Origin of the sequence: Planotetraspora sp. A-T 1434, from assembly GCF_025420585.1 — a bacterium.
Lineage (GTDB): Bacteria > Actinomycetota > Actinomycetes > Streptosporangiales > Streptosporangiaceae > JAOEGB01.
Genome location: NZ_JAOEGB010000002.1, coordinates 233,975 through 255,041, shown reverse-complemented (window position 1 = coordinate 255,041; position 21,067 = coordinate 233,975). Strand labels below are relative to the sequence as shown.

The window sequence follows — 21,067 nt, the reverse complement described above, 5'->3', positions numbered from 1 at the left end:
CGGTCACAGCTCCTCCACCGGGAGGCGGCGCCCCTCGGCGTGGGAGCGCAGAGCCAGCTCGGCCAGTTGCACGCCACGGGCGCCCGCGGCGAAGGTGTGCGGGAACGGGGCGTCCTCCAGGACGTGCCGGATGAACATCTCCCACTGGAACTTGAAGCCGTTCTCGAACTCGGTGTTGTCCGGCACCTCCTGCCACTGGTCGCGGAACGACTCGGTGACCGGGACGTCGGGGTTCCAGATCGGCCTCGGCGTGCTGCCCCGGTGCTGGATCCTGCAGTTGCGCAGCCCGGCGACCGCACTGCCATGTGTGCCGTCCACCTGGAACTCGACCAGCTCGTCACGGTTGACGCGGACCGTCCAAGAGGAGTTGATCTGCGCCACGACGCCGCCCTCGATCTCGAAGACGCCGTAGGCCGCGTCGTCGGCGGTCGCCTTATAGACCTGGCCGCGCTCGTCCCACCGCTCGGGGATGTGGGTGGAGACGTGCGCGTACACCGACTCGACCCGGCCGAACAGGTTCTCCAGGACGTAGGCCCAGTGCGGGAACATGTCCAGCACGATGCCGCCACCGTCCTCGACCCGGTAGTTCCACGACGGGCGCTGCGCCGGCTGCCAGTCGCCCTCGAACACCCAGTAGCCGAACTCGCCGCGCACCGACAGGATCCGGCCGAAGAACCCGCCGTCGATCAGGCGCTTGAGCTTTAGCAGTCCCTGCAGGTACAGCTTGTCCTGCACGACGCCGTTCTTCACCCCGGCCTCGGCGGCGGCCTCGGCCAGCCGTACGGCGTCGGCGACCGTCTCGGCGGTGGGCTTCTCGGTGTAGACGTGCCTGCCCAGCTCGATTGCCTTGAGAGTCGCCGCGACCCTGGCCTGGGTCACCTGGGCGTCGAAGTAGATCGTGTTGTCCGGGTCGGCCAGGGCGTCGTCCAGGTCCGTGGTGTAGTCGGCGATGCCGTGGCGGTCGGCGACGTCGCCGACCCTGCGAAGGTCGCGGCCGACGAGGACGGGCCGGAGGCTCACGCGGCTGCCGTCGGAGAGCGTCACCCCGCCCTGCTCGTTGATGGCCAGAACGGAACGGACGAGGTGCTGGCGATACCCCATCCGCCCGGTGACGCCGTTCATCACGACGCCGACAACGCGGTCGCTCATCCGGAGCACTCCTCATCGCTGTAGGAAAGCGCTTTCCCGAAAAGGATAGCCACGCCGCGATCGCCATGACAAGGCAGAGATGTCAGACCTCGCCCTTGATCTCCAGCCTTTCGAGCGCCTTGGCCATCGGGTGCGCGGTCAGCGCGATCTGCCATTCCCGCGCCCCGAGCTCGCGCAGCCGTACGGCTATCGCCTCCTCCGAGAGATCCGCGGGCGGCTCCCACGTGAGCCTCCGTACCGCGTCGGGCTGGAGCAGGTTCTCCGTGGGCATGCGGTGCTCGTCGGCGAGGGCGGCCACCACCGCCCGCGCGGCGGCGAGCCGTTTCGCGGCGACGGGGTCGCGGTCGGCCCACCGGTTGGCCGGGGGCGGGCCGTCGCCAGGGCCGACCGGCTGTGGCAGCTCCACGTCGGGCATGCTCCGCGCCCGCGTCACCGCGGAGAGCCATTCCCGCAGGTGGCGCCGGGCGCTGCGGCCGGTGAACGGCGCGATGTCGGTGAGCGCCTTGGTGGTGCGCGGCTGGTCCAGAGCGGCCTGCACGATCGCCGAGTCGGGCAGCACCCGGCCCGGCGCCAGGTCGGCGGCCTGGGCGATCTCGTCACGCAGCGTCCACAGCTCCCGCACGACGGCGAGGCCGCGCAGCGTCCGGACGCGGTGGATGCCCGACGTGCGCCGCCACGGGTCGCTCCTCGGCGGCGCGGTCGGGGCCGCCAGGATCGCGGCGAACTCCTCCAGCGCCCACTCCAGCTTGCCGGTGGCCTCCAGCTCCGCGTAGAGGACGTCGCGGAGCTCGATCAGCACCTCCACGTCGAGCGCGGCGTAGCGCAGCCACGCCTCGGGCAGCGGCCGGGTCGACCAGTCGGCGGCCGAGTGGCCCTTCTCCAGCCGGAGCCCGAGGACGACCTCGACCATCGTCCCGAGCCCGACCCGTTCGTAGCCGAGAAGCCGCCCCGCCAGCTCGGTGTCGAACAGCCGCCGGGGCCGGAAGCCCAGCTCGGCCAGGCACGGCAGGTCCTGGGTCGCCGCGTGGAGGACGATCTCGGCATCCCCCAGGGCGTCGTTCAGGGCGGTCAGGTCGCGGCAGGGCACCGGGTCGATGAGCGCGCTCCCCGCTCCCGCGCGGCGGAGCTGCACCAGGTAGGCGCGCCCGCTGTAGCGGTAGCCGGAGGCGCGCTCGGCGTCGACCGCGACCGGCCCGGTCCCCCGGGCGAAGGCCTGCACGGCAGCCGTCAGCGCTGCCGGGTCCTCGATGACGGGCGGAATTCCTTCGCGTGGCTCCAACAGGGGCTGGACTTCAGGTTCGGTCACTTGTTAAGGGACTTTCGGATCTTCACGGCGGGCCGGGCGCGGATGCAGCGCCGCGACGTCGGGGGGCAGGGGCGGGATGCCCGCCGCGATGCACATCAGGTCGCACCAGGCGGCGACGTGCGGCGACAGGTCCTCGTCCAGCGGGGACCAGGACGCCCGCAGCTCCAGCTCGGTGGTGACGGGATCCTCGGCCTTGTTGCCGAAGCCCTCCGACACCGCCCGGGTGACCGTGCCGCCGGCGGCGGCGTACGTGGCGCCGTGCGCGTCGAGCGCCTCGGTGAGCCAGCTCCAGGCGACCGGTCCGAGCAGCGGGTCGGAGGTGATCTCCGGCTCCATGTCGGCGCGGACGTAGGCGACCAGGCGGAACGGCCCCTCCCAGCCCCGCTGGCCGTCCGGGTCGAACAGCATGATCAGGCGGCCGACGGCGAGCTCGTCGTCGTCGCGGTAGACGGAGGCTCCGACCGCCCCGGAATAGGGCGCGAGCCGCTGCGGCGCCGGGATGTCCTCCAGCTCGATCTCCGGCCTGACCTGGGCGGGGCGCAACGTCTCCAGCGCGCGCCGGAAGGCGGCGGGAGGCGCCGGCGGTTCACCGAGGGTCATGACCGAAGAGTAGGTCGGATTCGGGATAGCGCGAAGCAGGGGGGTGGCTGTGGGGGGCATCGGTAGTCGTCAAGCCGTAACCATCGCAACTAGCGGGGCGCGCCCGCCGACCGTCAACACCGGTTCCGGACGCACGCCGTGGCCGGCCATGGCGCGCGGCTGCTCGAACATCTGTTCGGAGTCGCAGCCGGCACAGTGCTCAGTGCGGCGTTCGGGGGAACTCCACATCGAAGTCATCGCTCCGGGCCTCTCGTCGGATCCACGGTCGTGTCGGTCGCTCGGGACTGATCCGACGTTGGCACGTCCCGCCGACATTTCCCCGCAACGCGCTCGGCGTGTCTCGAAAGTGGTATTGGAATGGATGCCGGATGGCCGCATAACGAACACTTTGCCGAGTTGTGAAATGACTCACACGACGGGGTGGGAATCACCATACCGATCATTGACACCGTCCGTGCCGCACGACACGGGCGGCGTGGCGTGCCGCGTCCGCCCATGGTCCGTCCCGATGGCCGCCGAGACTGGTGGGTTGGGGGCCCGGCCGGTGTGCCGACGTGGGACGCTTGGAGAGTGAATCCCCAGCTGGCCGACTCTCTGGCAGACTCCGCCTTTCTCCGCGCCTGCCGGCGCGAGCCCGTTCCGCACACGCCGGTCTGGTACATGCGCCAGGCCGGCCGGTCGCTGCCCGAGTACCGCCGGTTGCGCGAGGGCATCCCCATGCTCACCGCCTGCGCCACGCCGGACCTCGTGGTGGAGATCACCATGCAGCCGGTCCGCAGGTACGGCACGGACGCGGCGATCTTCTTCAGCGACATCGTCGTCCCGCTGAAGGCCATCGGGGTCGATCTGGACATCAAGCCGGGAGTCGGGCCGGTCGTGGGATCCCCGATCCGGGACCACGCCGCCGTCGCCGCCCTGCGCCCCCTTGAGCCGACCGATGTGCCGTACGTCACGGAGGCTGTACAGGCGCTCGTCAAGGAGCTCGACGGGACCCCGCTCATCGGCTTCGCGGGCGGTCCCTTCACGCTGGCGTCGTACCTCATCGAGGGCGGCCCCTCGAAGAACCACGACCGCACGAAGGCCATGATGTACGGCGAGCCCGATCTGTGGCACGAGCTCATGGAGCGGCTGACCGCCATCACCCTGGGCTTCCTCCGCGTGCAGGCCACCGCGGGCGCCTCGGCCGTCCAGCTCTTCGACTCCTGGGTCGGCGCGGTCGCCCCCGCCGACTACCGGACCTATGTGCTGCCGCACACCCGCGCGATCTTCGCGGGCCTGGCGGATCTCGGCGTGCCCCGCATTCACTTCGGGGTCGGGACGGGCGAGTTGCTCGGCGTGATGGGAGAGGCCGGGGCCGACGTGGTCGGCGTCGACTGGCGCGTGCCGCTCGACGAGGCGGCGCTGCGGGTCGGGGCGGGGAAGGCCCTGCAGGGCAACCTCGACCCCGCGATCCTCCTCGCCCCCTGGGAGGTCGTCGGCGAGCGGGCCCGCGACGTCCTGGAGCGCGGCCGGGTGGCGGAGGGACACGTGTTCAACCTCGGACACGGCGTGCTCCCGTCCACCGACCCGGACCAGCTCGCCCGGCTCACCGACCTCGTCCACGAGATCTCGGTCCGCTGAGCGGTGCGCGGCCCGGCCCGGCGCGTCTGGATGGCGCGCGGCCCGGCGCGCCGCGTCTGGATGGCGCGCGGCCCGGCGCGCCGCGTCTGGATGGCGCGCGGCCCGGCCGGCCGCCGCGTGTTGAGCAGCGGTCACCGCTCGGCCGGCGGAGCCCTTGAGGCTCCGGGACCGCCGCCTACTCCCGCCCGTGCTCGTGCGGCTCCTGCTGTTCCGGCGTTGGGGAGCCGGGCTGCCGCCCGGGCGAGTGGGCTGCCGCTGAGTGAGCCGGCTCCGCCGTACGGGATTCGAGGCGCGGTGACGGCGGGACGGGCGACGGCGTGGATGACGGCGCGGGTGACGCTCCGGCCGTACGGCGTGGCCTTCCGCGGCGCAGCACCAACGCGACGACCAGCCAGACCACGGCGACTATCACGAGCCAGGGGAGCAGCGCGCCGAGCACGGTCAGCGCGACCTCGGTCGATGTCACGAGGGCCCTCCACCCGCCCTTGAGACCGGAGATGAAGCCCGACTCCTTCTCCTTGGGCTTCGCGGGCGCGGCCGCCGGACCGGCGAGGGTGAGGGTGACGGTCGCCATGCCGGTCTGCGCGGCGAGGGCCTTCTGCCTGGCCTGGAGCGCCTCCAGGTCGGCCTCGCGGCTGGAGATCTCCCGCTCGATCTCCAGGATCTCGCCGATCTTGCCCGCCTTGGAGAGCAGCGTGCGGAACTGGTCGAGAGTGGACTTGGCCGACCGCACCCGGCTGTCCACGTCGGCCACCTCCTCGGTGACGTCCTGCGCGCCCTGGTGCAGCGATTCCCGCTTGCCGAGGTCGCGGCCGAGCTGAGCCAGGACGTCCTGGTAGCGGGCCGGCGGGATCTTGAAGGTGATGACCGCCTCGTCGCGGCGGGAGTAGGAGTCGCTCTTCTCCTCCGCGACGTAGCCCCCGGCGGTCGTCACCAGCTGCTTGGCCTTGTCCGCCGCGGCCGCCACGTCTGTGGCCCGGACCGTCAGCTCGGCCGTGTAGACGATCGACCGATCGACCGGCTCCATCTTCAGCGGGGCCTGGTCACGCGTGGTGTCCGCCCCCGCCCGCGCGTCCTCGGCCAGGGGGGCCGGCTCCCGCTTGGCGTAGGACCTTACCCCGGCCCCCTCTGTGCCCCCCGCCGCGGGCGCCACGGGAGCGGCCACGCTCCGGGCCGTCCCGCCGCTGTCGGACATCGACGACTCCCCGCCGCCGCCGCACCCGGAAATCATGAACGCCACCGCGGCCAGGGCCGCCATTCCGTACCGGAATCGTGTCATGCCCTTAAGACGGAGCGCCGGGGACGCGGGTTTGGCGGCGGCCGTCACGATGACGTCACGGGTCCATCGCGGTCCTGCGGCGCCGCCTCCGGACGCGCGAGGGGTGCGGCGGCTGTGCCGGTGTGCCGCGCGAGACGTCACGGCGGTGGGAGGCCCGGCGCCCCGGGCGGGTAGCTTTCTCGTATGGACGGGACTCGTGATCGTCATGTGGTGGTCGTGGGGGCCGGCATCGCCGGTGTGACCGCCGCCTTGCACCTGAGCCGCGGCGACGTTCGCCTGAAGATCACCGTACTCGACGGCGCCTCGCGGATCGGCGGCAAGCTGCACGCCTCCGAGGTCGCCGGCGTCGAGGTCGACGCGGGCGCCGAGGCCATGCTGGCGCGGCGCCCCGAGGGCAAGGAGCTGGCGCGGCTGGCCGGCCTGGGCGACACGCTGGTGGACCCGGGGACGACCCAGGCCGCGATCCTGTCCAGGGGCTCGCTGCGCGGCCTGCCCAAGGGCCAGGTGATGGGCGTCCCCTCGGACCTGCTCGCGCTCGCGAGGTCGGGCATCCTGTCGCCGGGCGGCCTCGCCCGGGTGCCGCTCGACGAGATCCTTCCCCCGACGCTCGTGACCACGGACGTGTCGGTCGCGGCCTACATCCGCGCCCGGGTGGGCGGAGAGGTCGTGGACCGGATGATCGAGCCGCTGCTGGGCGGGATCTACGCGGGCCGTTCCGACATGCTCTCCCTCGAGGCGACCATGCCGCGGGTCGCCGCCGCCGCCCGCACCGAGCGGTCGCTGCTGCGGGCGGCCAGGGCGATCGTCGAGGAGGCGCCCAAGGACGCCGGGCCGGTCTTCACCACCCTCAGGAACGGCCTGGGCGGCCTGCCGCACGCGGTCGCGAAGGCCTCCGGCGCGGAGCTCCGGACCGGCGTGATGGTCCGCGAGCTCGCCCGTACGGCGGACGGCTGGCGGCTGGTCACCGGCCCGACCAGGGACGAGGAGGTCATCGAGGCCGACGCCGTCGTCCTCGCGGTCCCGGCGGCCGCCGCGTCGCGGCTGCTGGCGCGCGAGGTGCCGAAGGCGGCGGCCGAGCTGGCCCGGATCGAGTACGCCAGCATGGCCATCGTCACGCTGGCCTACCCCAAGACGGCCTTCCCGGAGCCCCCATCCGGCAGCGGCTACCTCGTCCCGCCCGTGGAGGGCAGGCCGGTGAAGGCCGTGACCTTCAGCACCACCAAGTGGCCGCACCTCGCCGAGGCCGACCGCAACCTCGTCATCCTCCGGTGCTCCCTCGGCCGCCTCGGGGAGGAGGCCGTGCTGCAACGCGACGACGCGGAGCTGGTGGCCCTGGCGATGAACGAGATGGCCGAGATCATGGGGGTGCGGGGCCTGCCGACCGACACCCGTGTCACGCGGTGGGGCGGCTCGCTCCCGCAGTACGACGTGGGCCACCTCGACCGCGTGGCCCGCGTCCGCGCCGCGATAGCCGTACAGCCCGGTCTTGCCGTGTGCGGCGCGGCCTACGACGGGCTCGGCATCCCGGCGTGCGCGGCCACGGCCCGTACGGCTGCCGCGCGCGTCCTGGAGCATCTGGAGTCACGGGCGCTGGCCGGGGCGGGAGAGGAAGCGGACCGGTGACGCGGCAGAATGGCGGTATGACGGACGGCACCCCGCGGCCCAAGGCGCGTGATCTGAACCAGGTAATCCGCTACACCATGTGGTCGGTCTTCCGGCTGCGCGACCACCTGCCGCCCAACCGCGACGGCCTCGCCGAGGAGCTCGACGAGCTGCTGGCGCAGTCGGCGGGCAAGGACGTGGTGACCCGGGGCTGCTACGACGTCTCGGGGTTCCGCGCCGACGCGGACTTCATGTTCTGGTGGCACGCGCCGTCGGCGGAGGACCTGCAGGAGGTCTACACCCGGTTCCGCCGCACCGCGCTCGGCCGCGCGAGCGAGCCGGTCTGGTCGGCCATGGCGCTGCACCGGCCCGCCGAGTTCAACAAGTCGCACATCCCGGCCTTCCTCGCCGAGGAGGAGCCGAGGGGCTTCGTGTGCGTCTACCCGTTCGTGCGGTCCCTGGAGTGGTACCTGCTGGACGACGCCGAGCGCAGGGCGATGCTGGCCGAGCACGGCAAGATGGCCCGCGACTACCCCGACGTGCGGGCCAACACGGTCGCCTGCTTCGCGCTCAACGACTTCGAGTGGATGCTGGCCTTCGAGGCCGACGAACTGCACCGCATCGTCGACCTCATGCGCCACCTCCGGGGGGCCGAGGCGAGGCGGCACACCCGGATCGAGATCCCGTTCTACACGGGAACCCGCAAGCCCGTCACGGAGCTCATCGCCGCCCTTCCCTGACGGTTGTTCCGGCCCCGCCAGAGCCACGGGAACTCGCCAGGACCACGGCCCTTCCCACCGGCCCGGGAAGCAGTCCGATGCCGGTCGCGCGGGAGGCGAGAGGGGAGTGCCCATGGAGGAGCGCGTCTGGTCGCTGGCCGGTTCCCGGCCATTGGCGGGGGACGTCACGGTCCGCCTGCTCGACGGCCACCGATGCCGGACGAAGGAGTCCCTGCTCACCCATTGGGCCGGGCGGCTGTCGTTCCCGGGGTACTTCGGCCGGAACTGGGACGCGTTCGAGGAGTGCCTGATCGATTTCCTGCACGACAGCGTGCCATCCGGGGATGGACTCGTGCTGCGCGTCGAGAACGCCGGCGACCTGCTCATCGAGGGTGACGAGAGCGAGCTGAGGGTTCTCGCCGACATCCTCCGGACCGTCGTCGCTGATTTCCGCGAGCCGGGCAGCCCGGATGTCGCCGTCGAGCTGGCCGACGACGAGGCCCGCCTCGCGGCCCTGAGGCGGCGGCTGGAAAGGAAGGGCTCCGGCGGCATCAGCGGGTGAGACAGGGCGCCGCCCGCGCCGGCGGACTTCGCCCCTGATCCGGTTCTTGCCGAGGATGCGCCAGAGAGCGCCGGACGCAGCCCCCATGACCATCCCTGGGGGCGGAAAAGGGTTTGCGCACCCGGCGGCACCTCGGATAGAACGTCGAGGAGCATCCGGCCGCCGACGACCGGAACCGAACGAGAGGAGGGATAAGCCGATGCGTGCCATGACCGTCGTGCCAGTTCCTTCCTGGGCCGCAGCCTGTAGCTGACCCCCGGGACGAGCGGGCACACCTGTTCCAAGGGAAGTGCCTTGACCCAGAACGACCTGACCATGCGCCCTATCACCGGGCGCGAAGAAATCGAGCTCTTCTGTCGCCTGCCCTACGTCCTCAACGAGGAAATGGCGCACGATCTCGACTCCGGCCGCCGACGGCCGGAATGGATGTGGATGGCGCTGCGGGGAGACCGCCCTGTCGCCAGGCTGGCCTGGTGGGCTCGGCGCGAGAACGACCCGCCGTTCATGCTGGACACGCTCGACCTCGACGACGCCACGCTTGAACCGGAGCGTGTCGACATCGGAGTCCGGCTGCTCGGGACCGCGATGGCCGCGATCCTGCCGGTGGGCGTCCGCCCGCCTGAGTACAGCCGGTTCCTTCCCCCTCGGTGGCGCGACGAGGGGGCGACCAGGCGCATGGTCGAGGACCGCATGGCCGTACTCGAACGGTCCGGCGCCCGGCTGCTTGTCGAACGGCTGCGCCTGGAGTGGCGTCCCGGGACGCCGATTCCCGAGCCGAGCCGGCGCCTGAGCTTCAGACCGGTCGGCGACCGCGAAGAGCTCGTCGAGCTGATGACTCTCGTCCTGGAGGGCACCCTCGACGCGCACAGTCATGCCGATCTGGCCCGGATGACGCCCGCACAGGCGGCCGTCGCGCAGTACGACGAGGAACTGGCGGCCTACCAGAGCCCGCGGGACTGGTGGCGGATCGCGATGTCGGCCGACGGCGATCCCGTGGGATTCGTCATCCCGGCCCGCAACAGCTACAACCCGATCATCGCTTACCTCGGCGTCCTGCCACGACACCGAGGGAACGGCTACGCCGGCGATCTGCTCGCCGAGGGGACGAGGATCCTCGCGGAACAGGGCGTCCCACGGATCCGTGCCGCCACGGACGTCGGAAACATCCCGATGGCCGAGGCGTTTCACCGTGCCGGATACGTCATCTTCCAGCGCGAGATCAATATGGCCTGGGGCTGACCCGCGGCGCGACAGCGTCCACGAACGCCTAATGGGCCGCATGAGTTAATGGGCCGCATGGGCGTCTGCCATGGGTTGCCCTTCTCGCTCACGTCGCCGTCGCCTCCGTTCCCTCTGATGCGGTCGGATGAGCGTACGCGGCCACCGCACCGGGGTCTCGACCCCCGGTGTGGTCCATCTCTGCCGCCGGACGGAAGGAACGGAATGCGGCGCAGGCGAATCGTCCTCACGCTGAAGCTCGTGCCCAGCCGGGTGCCCAGCCAGGTGCTCAGCCAGGTGCTCAGTCGGATGCTCACGCTCGTGCTCGGACCCGTGACGGCTCTCGTGACGGCTCTCGTGACGGCTCTGATCACGGGCACGCTCGGCGGGGCGGCGGCCGTACAGGCGGCCACCCTCATGCCGGTGCCCACTCCGGTGCCCATGCCGGTGCCCGCGCAGGCCGTCGCGCAGGCCGTCGCGCGGGGCGGGGCCACACCGGGGACCGCGTTCGTGCCGGTTACCCGGAGCGACGGCCGCGATGACGCGATCCGCGCGTACGGCTGGGCGGCCGCCCTGGGATTTCCGAAGTACCGGCATGTGTGGGCGGTCGGACACGGCTACTGGAACTCCGGGGGCGCGTTCCGGAACCGTGAAGGGCTGCTCCCGCCGGGAGGGGCTTACGATCGCCCTGCGTACTACGAGTACGACATGCACAGCCGCCCGCGGAACGCCCATAGAGACGCCTACCGGATCGTCGTCGATCTCCACCACCGCGATTGGGCCGGGAGGTACTCCACCTGGTACACCACCGATCACTACGGGACCTTCCGCCGGCTGTACTGAGATCCCTGTTGAGGTCTCTGTCGACTTATCGCGGCAGTGCCGGGAGCAGGGAAGATTTCCCCTTCTAACGGGACATCGATGGGCTATCTTGCGCGGAATGTCGGAAACGGTCGTGTGATCGCCATGTCTTTGCCATACTGTGACGGGATCTCCGCGTTCGAGTGAGGCATGGTGTCGACGGGTCTGGCACGTTCCAGGGGGCGCCGCCGGAAAAGGCGGGCCAGGGCACGAGTGGTTGAGGTTTCTCTGGGGGTCGCGGCCTTCACGGCGGGGGCGCTGGTGGTCGCCGGTCAGCTGACCCATCCGGGCTCCGCGGCCCCGGCGGGTACGGCTTTCGCGCCCGTGCCGTCGAGCAGCCCGGCGGGCGAGCTGACCGTGGCCAGCGTGGACACCGGAGAGAAGACGGAGAAGGCCGCGAAGAAGGCATCGGGCCCGTCGAAGTACACCGACAACAAGGCGGTGGCCTACTTCCGCGGCAAGTGGAAGGACGGGCCGGCCGCCAAGGTGCGGGACATCCGGACGACGGGCCGATACCTGCGGATCTACACGAGCCTGCCGGAGGACGCGGGCAACTCCAAGTCCGCCATCACGCTGTGCAAGCGCGGGCTGGAGTACCTGTCCGAGCAGGGGGAGCCGAACCCCGTGGTCTTCGTCCAGGCCGAGTTCGGCGAGAACGGGAACCCGGTGCTCGCGAACATCCTCGGCCCGGACGACACCGACTGCCGGGTCAGCGCGCCCAAGCCGAAGTGATCACTCCGTGAGCCCGTCCTACCCGGCGGGCTCCAGGGTCAGGGAGACGGAGTTGATGCAGTACCGGTCGTCGGTGGGAGTGGGGTAGCCCTCACCGTGGAAGACGTGCCCGAGGTGCGAGTCGCACCGGGCGCAGCGGACCTCCACCCGCCTCATGCCGAGCGAGTCGTCCTCCAGGAGCGTCACGGCCTCGGACTTCGACGGCTCGAAGAACGACGGCCATCCGCAGTGCGAGTCGAACTTCGTGTCCGAGCGGAACAGTTCGGCGCCGCAGGCGCGACAGGAGTAGACGCCCACCGTCTTGGTGTCGACGTACTCGCCGCTGAAGGGGCGCTCGGTCCCCGCCTGCCGGAGGACGCGGAACTCCTCGGGCGACAACTGCGCCCGCCACTCGGCGTCGCTCTTGATGACCTTGTCCATGGTTCACCAGCCTAAGCGTGGCGGCCCCTCTCGGGGATTACGTACTGAGAACCACATGGACCCGGGGGATCTTCCCGCAAGAGTTCTTTCGGGCGAAGCATCCTTTCGCCGTTCTTTTGGCGTCTTCACTGATGAGGGGGCTGATCGTCCTCCCTGAGGGGGAAGGCAGCCCGTCCCGCCGTCATGGCGGCGACGCGCCCTACCCGTGCTGGGCGCCGCCGGGCGGCAAGAGGATGCCGCCCCACGGGTGGCCCGTTGTGGTCCGTCCCGTCGCGATCGCAGCGAGCGCGTCACGCGCGCCGCGCGTTCCGCGACCCGAGCTCCGCGCCACGAAAGCGGGAGAGCTCGCGGGAGCTCCCGGTCCGGCCGCCGTTGGCAGCCCGGGACGGACCCCCTCTTCCCGGGTAGTGTCCGAACCATGGCTTCGCCGTACATCGAACTCGACGTCAACGGGCGCACCGTCAAGGTCACCAACCCGGACAAAATCTACTTCCCCGCCATCGGGGCCACCAAGCGGGACCTGGTGGAGTACTACGTGAGCGTCGGGGAGGGCGCGCTCCGCGCCGTCCGGGACCGGCCGACCTACCTCAAGCGGCACCCGGACGGCGTCGAATCGGAGGCGATCTACCAGAAGCGGATGCCCAAGCACCCCGACTGGATCGAGACCGTCACGGTGACGTTCCCCAGCGGGCGCTCGGCCGACGCCTTCTGCCCGACGGAGGTCGCCGCGCTCGCCTGGTGCGCGAACCTCGGCACGATCGACTTCCACCCCTGGCCCGCGCGCCGGCCCGACCTCGACCACCCCGACGAGTTGCGCATCGACATCGACCCGCAGCCGGGCACCGGTTTCGACGAGGCCAGGAAGGTGGCCTTCGCCGCCCGGGAGATGCTCGCCGAGCTCGGCATGGAGGGCTTCCCGAAGACCTCCGGCAACCGCGGCATCCACGTCAACGTCCGCATCGCGCCCCGCTGGACCTTCACCGAGGTGCGGTACGCCGCGATCGCCTTCGCCCGTGAGGTGGAGCGGCGCCTGCCCGACCTCGCGACGACGGCCTGGTGGAAGGAGGAGCGGGGCGAGAAGGTCTTCATCGACTACAACCAGAACGCCAGGGACCGCACGGTGGTCGCCGCCTACTCGGTCCGCGCCCGGCCGGACGCCCTGGTCTCGGCGCCGGTGACCTGGGACGAGCTCGCCGGTTGCGACCCCCGCGACTTCGACATCAGGACCATGCCGGAGCGGTTCGCCAAGCTGGGCGACGTCCACCAGGCGATCGACGACCAGGCGTTCACCATCGACACGCTCCTGGAGTGGTACGAGGCTGACGGCCGGGGCGACATGCCGTACCCGCCGAACTACCCCAAGATGCCCGGCGAGCCCAAGCGCGTCCAACCGTCCAAGGCAAGGCCATCTGGCAGCGAGTGATACAACCGTGGCCGCATGACGCCTGAGTAGCCTGACCTGAAGTCCGCATTGCCCAAAATCCCTGGAGAGAAGCGAGCACCGATGAAAATCGTCGTTGACGACCTGTCCGGCTCCGAGATCGCCACGCTCCTTGAAGAGCACATCCGGGAGATGCGGTCCATCACTCCCCTGGAGAGCAAGCACGCTCTGGATCTCGACGGGCTTCGTCAGCCCGAGGTCACGTTTTGGTCGGTCATAGACGGCGACACCCTGGTGGGCTGTGGTGCGATCAAGAGGCTGGACGCCGGTCACGCCGAGCTGAAGTCGATGCGCACCGCGTCGACGCGCAAGCGAAGCGGGGTCGCGTCCTTGCTGCTGGAGCACATCATCACCGAAGCCAGGCGCATGGGCTTCACTCGGCTGAGCCTCGAGACCGGCGGAGCCGAGTTCTTCCTGCCCGCCAGGAAGCTGTATGAGAAATTCGGGTTCGGCTACTGCGAGCCCTTCGCCGATTATCGACCCGACCCACACAGCGTGTTCATGACGCGAGCCCTCTGAAAGATCCTGCGGAGGCCGGGGCGGCATCGCCGGGACATCGCCGGGACATCGCCACCGCGGTTACCACGGCCGACGCACCAGGCGTAGCCGGCTGCCCGCTGTCGTAGAGACCTGGAGGTAATCAGTCACGTGGCCCGGCCCTATGGCAGGGCTCTCTCGCTGTTCAACTCTTGGCTGGGGCTTCCTTTGGTCCGCGCTCGCCGCCAGCGGGGCTTCGCAAGAACTCAATTAGGGCGGCGAGCAAGAGAATGACGGCGATGGCCAGAAAGACCAATGCGGGGACGCGGACCACGCTGCGAAGGCCGTCACAGGCTTGTGTGGCTGCGGAGCCCTCTGGGCTTTCCAGGAACGCCGACCCGCACGTGACCCCGTACGACACCGGGATGTAGCCGGTCAGCAGGCCTGCTATCAGGAGGATTGTGCCGATCCCTGCCAAGATTTTCGCCATAGCCCGATGATGTACTACTTCGGGTAAGGCCGCCCAGACTTTTGGCATGGGTCGAGAAGCGCATCGCGGATGTGATCTCTCCCGGGAGGCTGAGCCCTTATCTGACGGCCAGTGGAGGCTTCGGCGTCAAGTCACCGGAGCCCGACACCTGGTCCCGACGACGTCGTAGCCGCGCTGTCCCTCGGATTTTGGTCGCATTTGCTGGGCAGGCGCCATAATTATGAGTCGCATCTTTGGCGGCCCGTTCTCCGCCATGCCTTTCTGGGGCATTCGGGCGTTCCGGGACCGCTTCATGGGGACGTGTTCCATATTCGGTTGCTTCGGAACCGTATCGCGCACTGTGAGCCGATTCATCAACGTCACCTTGCCGCCGACTTGGAGACCCTTCTCAACGTGGTCAAGAAAATCTTTCCAAAGGCAGCCCGGTGTATTGAACGGTTTCACCCGCGTTCAGGAGGTACTCGATCGGAAAGCAGGCGTGCTTGACGGCAGCCTGCCTCCTCGGATCTGAGCTCCGAGCTTGCCCGCGCGGCGGGTTTGTCGGGGCGGTGTGCCACTGTAGAGGGCGTGCGCCGCATGCATCCCGACGTCCAGGACGAGCCCGATCTCGTCGCCGCCTACACCCCGCCGCGCCAGGAGTGGCTGCGGCTGAACATGGTGACCAGCGCCGACGGCGCGGCGTGGCTCAAGGGGCTGTCCGGCGGCCTCTCCAGTAAGGCGGACAAGCGGATCTTCGGAGTCCTGCGCGGCCTCGCGGACGTGGTGGTCGCCGGCGCGGCCACCGTCCGCACCGAGGGGTACGGCCCGGCCCGCCCGCGCGAGTCCTGGCTCGCCATGCGGGCGGGGCGGACGCCCGCGCCGCCGATCGCCGTCATCACCCGGCGGCTGGACCTCGACCTCGGGAGTCCGCTGTTCACAGAGGCCGAGCCGTACGCGCGGACGATCGTCATCACGACGGAGTCGGCGCCGAAGGACCGCCGTGAGGAGGCGGCCAGGAACGCCAGGGTGATCATCGCGGGGGACGACCGGGTCGACATGGCGACAGCCGTGCGGGAGCTGCGCGAGCGCGGGCTGAGCGGGATCCTGTGCGAGGGCGGCCCGCGGATCAACGCCCAGCTCGCCGCCGCCGGGCTGGTCGACGAGCTCTGCCTCACGATCAGCCCGCAACTGGTCGGCGGCGACGCCGCCCGCATCCTGAACGGCGTGGCGTCGCCGAGCCCGATGGTGCTCGCACAGGTCCTCGAAGAGGATGGCTTCCTCTTCTGCAGATATGTCAGAGAGGTGGGCGATGAACCTTCCGCCTGAGCCCCTTCCTATCGGGCTGAACCTGCCGGTCCAGCCGCCCGTCGCGCCGATGCTGGCCAAGGCGGTCAAGGGCATGCCGCCCCAGGACGGCTCGCTCTACTACGAGCCCAAGTGGGACGGCTTCCGCTGCATCGTGTTCCGCGACGGCGACGAGGTCTACCTGGGCAGCCGCAACGAGCGGCCGTTCACGCGCTACTTCCCCGAGCTGGTGGAGGCGGTCAGGAACGAGCTCCCGCCGCGGTGCGTCGTGGACGGCGAGATCGTCGTCATCGGGGGGCAGTCGCTCAACTTCGACGTCCTTCAGCAGCGCATCCACCCGGCGGCCTCGCGGGTGAAGCTCCTCTCCGAGCAGACCCCGGCGTCGTTCGTGGCCTTCGACCTGCTCGCGCTCGGGGACCAGGACCTCATGGAGACGCCTTTCTCCGAGCGGCGGGCGCGCCTGGAGGAGATCGTCGTCAAGGCGGGCGGCTCCGTACGGCTCACACCCGTCACCCAGGACGAGCGGCAGGCGGCCGAATGGTTCGACATGTTCGAGGGCGCCGGGCTCGACGGGATCATCGTCAAGCCGGGGGAGCTTCCGTACACGCCGGACAAGCGGGTGATGTTCAAGGTCAAGCACGAGCGGACGGCCGACTGCGTCGTCGCGGGCTACCGCGAGCACAAGACCGGCCCGATCGTGGGCTCGCTGCTGCTCGGGCTGTACTCGGACGACGGCCGCCTGCACCACGTGGGTGTGGCCGCGTCGTTTCCGATGAAGCGGCGGGAGGAGCTCGTTGAGGAGCTCGCGCCGTACCGGATGGAGGACCTGAGCGAGCACCCCTGGGGCTCGTGGGCCGAGTTCGCGGCGGGCGGGTCGGACGGCCAGCGCCTGCCGGGGGCGGTGTCGCGGTGGAACGCCAAGAAGGACCTGTCTTTCATCCCGCTCCGGCCCGAGCGGGTCATCGAGGTCGCCTACGACCACATGGAGGGCGACCGGTTCCGGCACACCGCCCAGTTCCGGCGCTGGCGGCCGGACCGCACGCCGGAGTCCTGCACCTACGAGCAGCTCGAAAGGCCCGTCGTCTTCGAGATCGACGACATCCTGCGGCGATAGGCCCGGATAGGTCCGGATAGGCCCGGATAGCTCCGGATAGGCCCATAGCCCGGACAGGTCCCGGATGGCCTCGCGACCCGAGCAAGCGTACGCTTGGTGCTGGTAACGGTCTCGTTCCGTACGGCTGACGCGGGAGTGTGGCATGTCCGAAAGCATCACCGGGAGCATCACCGGGGCTATCACGGAGTTCCGCAATCTCATCGGCGGCGAGCTGGTGGCCGCCGCGGACGGGCGCACGCTCGACTCGGTCAACCCGGCGACCGGCGAGGTGTGGGCCCGCGTCCCGGCGAGCGGGGCCCCCGACGCCGACGCGGCGGTGTTCGCCGCCCGCGAGGCCCTTACGGGGTGGGCGGGGATGCCCGCGCTCGGCCGCGCCCACTTCCTGCGCGCGGTGGCCGACGTCTTCACCCGGCACGCGGAGGAGCTGGCCAGGATCGAGACACGGGACAACGGGCGGATCATCCGCGACACTCTGAATAGAGACCTGCCGGGGATGACCTACCTGTGGCAGATCGCCGCCGGCGAGGTCATCGACGCCGTCAAGGGGGAGAGCGTCATCCTCGGCCCCGACTCGTGGGGCTTCACCCGGCGGGAGCCGTACGGCGTGGTGCTGGGGATCATCCCGTGGAACTCGCCGATCTCGACGTTCTCCGCCAAGGCGGCGTACGCGCTGGCGGCGGGGAACACGGTCATCATCAAGCCGGCCGAGCAGGCGTCCGCGTCCGTGCTGCGGCTGGGCGAGCTACTGGCCGGCGTGCTGCCCCCGGGCGTCCTCAACATCGTCAGCGGCCTCGGCGAGGAGGTGGGCGACACGCTCGTGCGGCACCGCGGCGTCAACAAGATCAGCCTCACCGGCTCGACCCAGACCGGCCAGGTCATCACCCGCGCGTCGGCGGACGCGCTGAAGCCGCTGACGTTCGAGCTCGGCGGCAAATCGCCCAACATCGTCTTTCCGGACGCCGACCTGGACGCCGCCGCGCAGGGCGTCACGGTCAACTCGATCTTCACCGGCAACGCGGGACAGGTCTGCGTCGCCGGATCCCGGATCCTGATCCACCGCTCGGTCTGGGACGAGATGATCGGCCGGATCGCGGCCATCGCCGGCGACGTGACGCTCGCCGACCCCCTCGACATGGCCACCACGATGGGCCCGATCGTGTCCGAGGGGCAGTTCGAACGGGTCACCGGATACCTGGAGATCGCCGAGAAGGAGGGGGCCGAGCGCGTCTTCGGCGGCCGGTCGGGAGCCGAGGTCGTGCCCTCGATGCCGGGCGGCTACTGGGTCGAGCCGACGCTCCTCACGACGGCCGACAACTCCCTGCGGGTCTGCCAGGAGGAGATCTTCGGGCCGGTCGCCGTGGCCCTGCCGTTCGAGACCGACGACGAGGCGCTCGCCATCGCCAACGACTCGCCGTACGGCCTGGCCGCCGGGCTGTGGACCCGCGATCTGGGGCGGGCACAGCGCTTCATCCGGGACCTGCAGAGCGGCACGGTGTGGGTGAACACCTTCCGCCAGATGCCTCCAGGGCTGCCCTTCGGGGGTGTGAAGGACAGCGGCTACGGCCACGACGCCGTCCTCGCCTACACGCGCGAGAAGGCGGCCATCATCCAGACCTAACCCCCTCCGCCGTGATCATGCACACGTTCCCGGGGACCATCCCGGACCTGCGCATATGGGGTGCGTGATCATGCGCGGATTCCTAGAGTTCCTGGTCCGCGGGACGGTGATCATGTACGGGTTCCCGGTGACCACGCCTGAGCTGGGAATGCGTGTGTGTGATCATGCACAGCCGGTCCTGGGAATGCGTATGTGTGATCATGCACAGCTGGTAAATGCTTGATCACGCCCAGGCTGTACGCAGGTCAGCAAGGGGGCGGGGGAAGCCGTGCATGATCACGAATGGCTGCTTCGCAGGTCAGAGGCATTCCTCGGGAACCTGTGCATGATCACGCGGGGTTGGGGGTGGGCTCGCAGCGGAGGATCTGGAGGGACCTGTCGGTCACCGAGATCTTGGCGCCCGCCGTCCATATGTCCTCGGAGTACGGGTCGTCGCGCGGCCCCTCGTCGGCCGTGTCGAGGACCAGCCGCCAGCTCGGCCCGAACTCCGGCCCGGGGAGGGTGAACGCCAGGTTCTCGTGATGGGCGTTGATCAGCAGCAGGAAAGAGTCGTCCGTGATCTTCTCTCCGCGCTGACCGGGCTCGCTGATGGCGTCGCCGTTCACGAAGACCGCGAGCGAGTTGGCGTAGGCCGGGTGCCAGTCGGAGTCGCCCATCTCCTGGCCCGACGGGGTCAGCCACACGATGTCGCGGGTGCCGTCCTGGACCTTGCGGCCGTGGAAGAACCGGCGCCTGCGGAAGACCGGGTGCTCGCGCCGCAGCCCGGCCAGGGTCCGGACGAACTCCAGCAGGTCGCCCTCCTGCCTGACCAGCGACCAGTCGACCCAGGAGACGTCGTTGTCCTGGCAGTAGGCGTTGTTGTTGCCGTGCTGGGTCCGGCCGAACTCGTCTCCCGCGAGCATCATCGGGACGCCCTGGGATACGAAGAGCGTGGCGAGGAAGTTGCGGCGCTGCCGCCTGCGGAGCCGTACGATGCCGGGATCCTCGACGGGGCCCTCGGCGCCGCAGTTCCACGACCGGTTGTCGTCGCTGCCGTCGCGGTTGCCCTCGCCGTTGGCCTCGTTGTGCTTGCGGTTGTAGGACACCAGGTCGGTCAGCGTGAAGCCGTCGTGGCAGGTGACGAAGTTGATGGACGCCACCGGCCGGCGGCCGCTCGTGGCGTAGAGGTCGCTCGAACCGGTCAGTCGCGAGGCGAACTCGGGCATGGTCCGGGAGCCGCCCCGCCAGAAGTCCCGCACCGCGTCGCGGTACTTCCCGTTCCACTCCGTCCACAACGGGGGGAAATTGCCGACCTGGTAGCCGCCGGGGCCGACGTCCCACGGCTCGGCGATCAGCTTGACCTGGGAGATGATCGGGTCCTGCTGGATGAGGTCGAAGAACGCGCTCAATCGGTCCACGTCGTGCAGCTCGCGGGCCAGCGCCGCGGCGAGGTCGAAGCGGAAGCCGTCCACGTGCATGTCGAGGACCCAGTAGCGCAGCGAGTCCATGATCAGCTGGAGCGCGTGCGGCGAGCGGACGTTGAGCGAGTTGCCGCAGCCGGTGTAGTCGAGGTAGTAGCGCCTGTCCTCGTCGTGCAGGCGGTAGTAGGCGACGTTGTCGAGCCCCCGGAAGCCGAGGGTCGGGCCCATGTGGTCGCCCTCGGCCGTGTGGTTGTAGACGACGTCGAGGATCACCTCGATCCCCGCCTCGTGCAGCGCCCGGACCATCGCCTTGAACTCCTGGACCTGCTCGCCGCGCTGCCCCGCGCTGGAGTACGCGTTGTGCGGCGCCAGGTAGGCGATGGTGTTGTAGCCCCAGTAGTTCGTCAGGCCGCGCGCCACCATGGCGTGCTCGGGCACGAACTGGTGGACCGGCATGAGCTCGACCGCCGTCACGCCGATCGACTGGAGGTGCTCGATCACGGCGGGATGGGCGAGGCCCGCGTAGGTGCCGCGCTGCTCCTCGGGCACCTGTGGGTGCCGCATCGTCAGGCCCCGCACGTGCGCCTCGTAGATCACGGTCTCGTGGTACGGCGTGCGCGGCGGGCGGTCGTTGCCCCACTCGAAGAAGGGGTTGACCACCACGTTCTTCGGCATGTAGGCCGCCGAGTCGGCCGTGTTGAGCCGGCCCGGGTCGGCGAAATGGTAGGAGAACAGCGACTCGTTCCACCGCACCGAGCCCTCGATCGCCTTGCCGTACGGGTCGAGGAGCAGCTTGGAGGGGTTGCAGCGGTGCCCGTGCCCGGGCTCGAACGGCCCGTGGACGCGGAAGCCGTACCGCTGGCCGGGCATGATCCCCGGCAGGTAGCCGTGCCAGACGAAACCGTCGACCTCCGGCAGGTCGACGCGGGTCTCCCCGCCGTCGTCGTCGAAAAGGCACAGCTCGACCCGCTCGGCCACCTCCGAGAACACCGAGAAACTGGTGCCCACGCCATCCCAGGTAGCGCCGAGCGGGTACGGCTCTCCAGGCCAAACTTCACGCATGTAACCTCATTCTCCTCTCCCGCGGCCAATCGCGCACCAAGGAAGATTCGCCCGTAACGGGCGGGAGAAGTGAGAGCCCCCGACCGGAACGGTGGGAATGGTCCGGACGGGGG

At 70.1% G+C, this 21,067-nt stretch carries 19 protein-coding genes; 12 read left to right on the top strand and 7 right to left on the bottom strand.

Translation table 11 applies throughout. The features are described 5' to 3' along the window. Positions 1-3 precede the first annotated feature (3 nt). The 3 genes from N5079_RS04510 to N5079_RS04500 all read right to left on the bottom strand — a co-directional run bounded on the left by N5079_RS04510 (position 4) and on the right by N5079_RS04500 (position 3,055). Positions 4-1,149 (bottom strand): Gfo/Idh/MocA family protein, encoded by a 1,146-nt coding sequence (locus tag N5079_RS04510; RefSeq protein ID WP_261582111.1) that lies wholly within the window; start codon positions 1,147-1,149, stop codon positions 4-6. An 82-nt stretch (positions 1,150-1,231) separates the two neighbouring features. After that, entirely contained in the window at positions 1,232-2,455 is a 1,224-nt protein-coding gene (locus N5079_RS04505; protein WP_261582110.1) for an HRDC domain-containing protein, read from the bottom strand. Between the two features lie 3 nt (positions 2,456-2,458). Next, entirely contained in the window at positions 2,459-3,055 is a 597-nt protein-coding gene (locus N5079_RS04500) for a DUF3000 domain-containing protein (protein WP_261582109.1), read from the bottom strand. A gap of 570 nt (positions 3,056-3,625) precedes the next feature. Here N5079_RS04500 and hemE point away from each other — a divergent pair. After that, the gene (gene hemE, locus N5079_RS04495; protein ID WP_261582107.1) at positions 3,626-4,675 is read left to right on the top strand and encodes a uroporphyrinogen decarboxylase; all 1,050 of its coding nucleotides are present in this window, start codon (positions 3,626-3,628) and stop codon (positions 4,673-4,675) included. A 175-nt stretch (positions 4,676-4,850) separates the two neighbouring features. Here hemE and N5079_RS04490 read toward each other — a convergent pair whose 3' ends face one another. Further along, positions 4,851-5,954, bottom strand: a complete 1,104-nt coding sequence (locus N5079_RS04490; protein WP_261582106.1) for a DUF4349 domain-containing protein — start codon at positions 5,952-5,954, stop codon at positions 4,851-4,853. A 183-nt stretch (positions 5,955-6,137) separates the two neighbouring features. Between N5079_RS04490 and hemG the strand changes: the two genes are divergently transcribed. The 6 genes from hemG (at position 6,138) to N5079_RS04460 (ending at position 11,648) form a co-directional block, all read left to right on the top strand. After that, a complete protein-coding gene (gene hemG / locus N5079_RS04485) occupies positions 6,138-7,577 on the top strand; it encodes a protoporphyrinogen oxidase (RefSeq protein ID WP_261582105.1) in 1,440 nt (479 codons plus the stop codon). Between the two features lie 17 nt (positions 7,578-7,594). Next, on the top strand, positions 7,595-8,296 hold the full coding sequence (gene hemQ, locus N5079_RS04480) for a hydrogen peroxide-dependent heme synthase (protein WP_261582104.1): 702 nt from the start codon (positions 7,595-7,597) through the stop codon (positions 8,294-8,296). Positions 8,297-8,408: 112 nt separating this feature from the next. Continuing rightward, positions 8,409-8,837, top strand: coding sequence for a barstar family protein (locus N5079_RS04475; protein ID WP_261582103.1), 429 nt, complete (start codon positions 8,409-8,411; stop codon positions 8,835-8,837). A 294-nt stretch (positions 8,838-9,131) separates the two neighbouring features. Continuing rightward, the gene (locus N5079_RS04470) at positions 9,132-10,076 is read left to right on the top strand and encodes a GNAT family N-acetyltransferase (protein ID WP_261582102.1); all 945 of its coding nucleotides are present in this window, start codon (positions 9,132-9,134) and stop codon (positions 10,074-10,076) included. Between the two features lie 204 nt (positions 10,077-10,280). Next, entirely contained in the window at positions 10,281-10,898 is a 618-nt protein-coding gene (locus N5079_RS04465) for a ribonuclease domain-containing protein (protein WP_261582101.1), read from the top strand. Between the two features lie 231 nt (positions 10,899-11,129). Next, a complete protein-coding gene (locus N5079_RS04460) occupies positions 11,130-11,648 on the top strand; it encodes a hypothetical protein (RefSeq protein WP_261582100.1) in 519 nt (172 codons plus the stop codon). Positions 11,649-11,666: 18 nt separating this feature from the next. Here N5079_RS04460 and msrB read toward each other — a convergent pair whose 3' ends face one another. After that, positions 11,667-12,068 (bottom strand): peptide-methionine (R)-S-oxide reductase MsrB, encoded by a 402-nt coding sequence (msrB, locus tag N5079_RS04455; protein WP_261582099.1) that lies wholly within the window; start codon positions 12,066-12,068, stop codon positions 11,667-11,669. A gap of 418 nt (positions 12,069-12,486) precedes the next feature. Here msrB and ligD point away from each other — a divergent pair, with 418 nt between their 5' ends. Together ligD and N5079_RS04445 are read left to right on the top strand one after the other, a co-directional pair. Beyond that, on the top strand, positions 12,487-13,491 hold the full coding sequence (ligD, locus tag N5079_RS04450; RefSeq protein WP_261582098.1) for a non-homologous end-joining DNA ligase: 1,005 nt from the start codon (positions 12,487-12,489) through the stop codon (positions 13,489-13,491). Positions 13,492-13,572: 81 nt separating this feature from the next. Then, positions 13,573-14,028: a GNAT family N-acetyltransferase gene (locus tag N5079_RS04445; RefSeq protein WP_261582097.1), complete on the top strand. Its 456-nt coding sequence runs from the start codon at positions 13,573-13,575 to the stop codon at positions 14,026-14,028. A gap of 163 nt (positions 14,029-14,191) precedes the next feature. Here N5079_RS04445 and N5079_RS04440 read toward each other — a convergent pair whose 3' ends face one another. Continuing rightward, entirely contained in the window at positions 14,192-14,476 is a 285-nt protein-coding gene (locus N5079_RS04440) for a hypothetical protein (RefSeq protein WP_261582096.1), read from the bottom strand. Between the two features lie 576 nt (positions 14,477-15,052). On the opposite strand from N5079_RS04440, the gene N5079_RS04435 reads away from it, so the two are divergent. The 3 genes from N5079_RS04435 (at position 15,053) to N5079_RS04425 (ending at position 18,492) form a co-directional block, all read left to right on the top strand. Continuing rightward, positions 15,053-15,781 carry a pyrimidine reductase family protein gene (locus N5079_RS04435; RefSeq protein WP_261582281.1) on the top strand — a complete coding sequence of 243 codons (729 nt, stop codon included), beginning with the start codon at positions 15,053-15,055 and terminating at the stop codon, positions 15,779-15,781. Positions 15,782-15,797: 16 nt separating this feature from the next. Next, the gene (locus N5079_RS04430) at positions 15,798-16,874 is read left to right on the top strand and encodes an ATP-dependent DNA ligase (RefSeq protein ID WP_315967785.1); all 1,077 of its coding nucleotides are present in this window, start codon (positions 15,798-15,800) and stop codon (positions 16,872-16,874) included. Between the two features lie 142 nt (positions 16,875-17,016). After that, positions 17,017-18,492, top strand: a complete 1,476-nt coding sequence (locus tag N5079_RS04425) for an aldehyde dehydrogenase family protein (protein WP_261582094.1) — start codon at positions 17,017-17,019, stop codon at positions 18,490-18,492. Positions 18,493-18,821: 329 nt separating this feature from the next. Here the strand turns inward: N5079_RS04425 and glgX are convergent, their stop codons facing one another. Next, positions 18,822-20,954: a glycogen debranching protein GlgX gene (glgX, locus tag N5079_RS04420; protein WP_261582093.1), complete on the bottom strand. Its 2,133-nt coding sequence runs from the start codon at positions 20,952-20,954 to the stop codon at positions 18,822-18,824. Between the last annotated feature and the right edge of the window lie 113 nt (positions 20,955-21,067).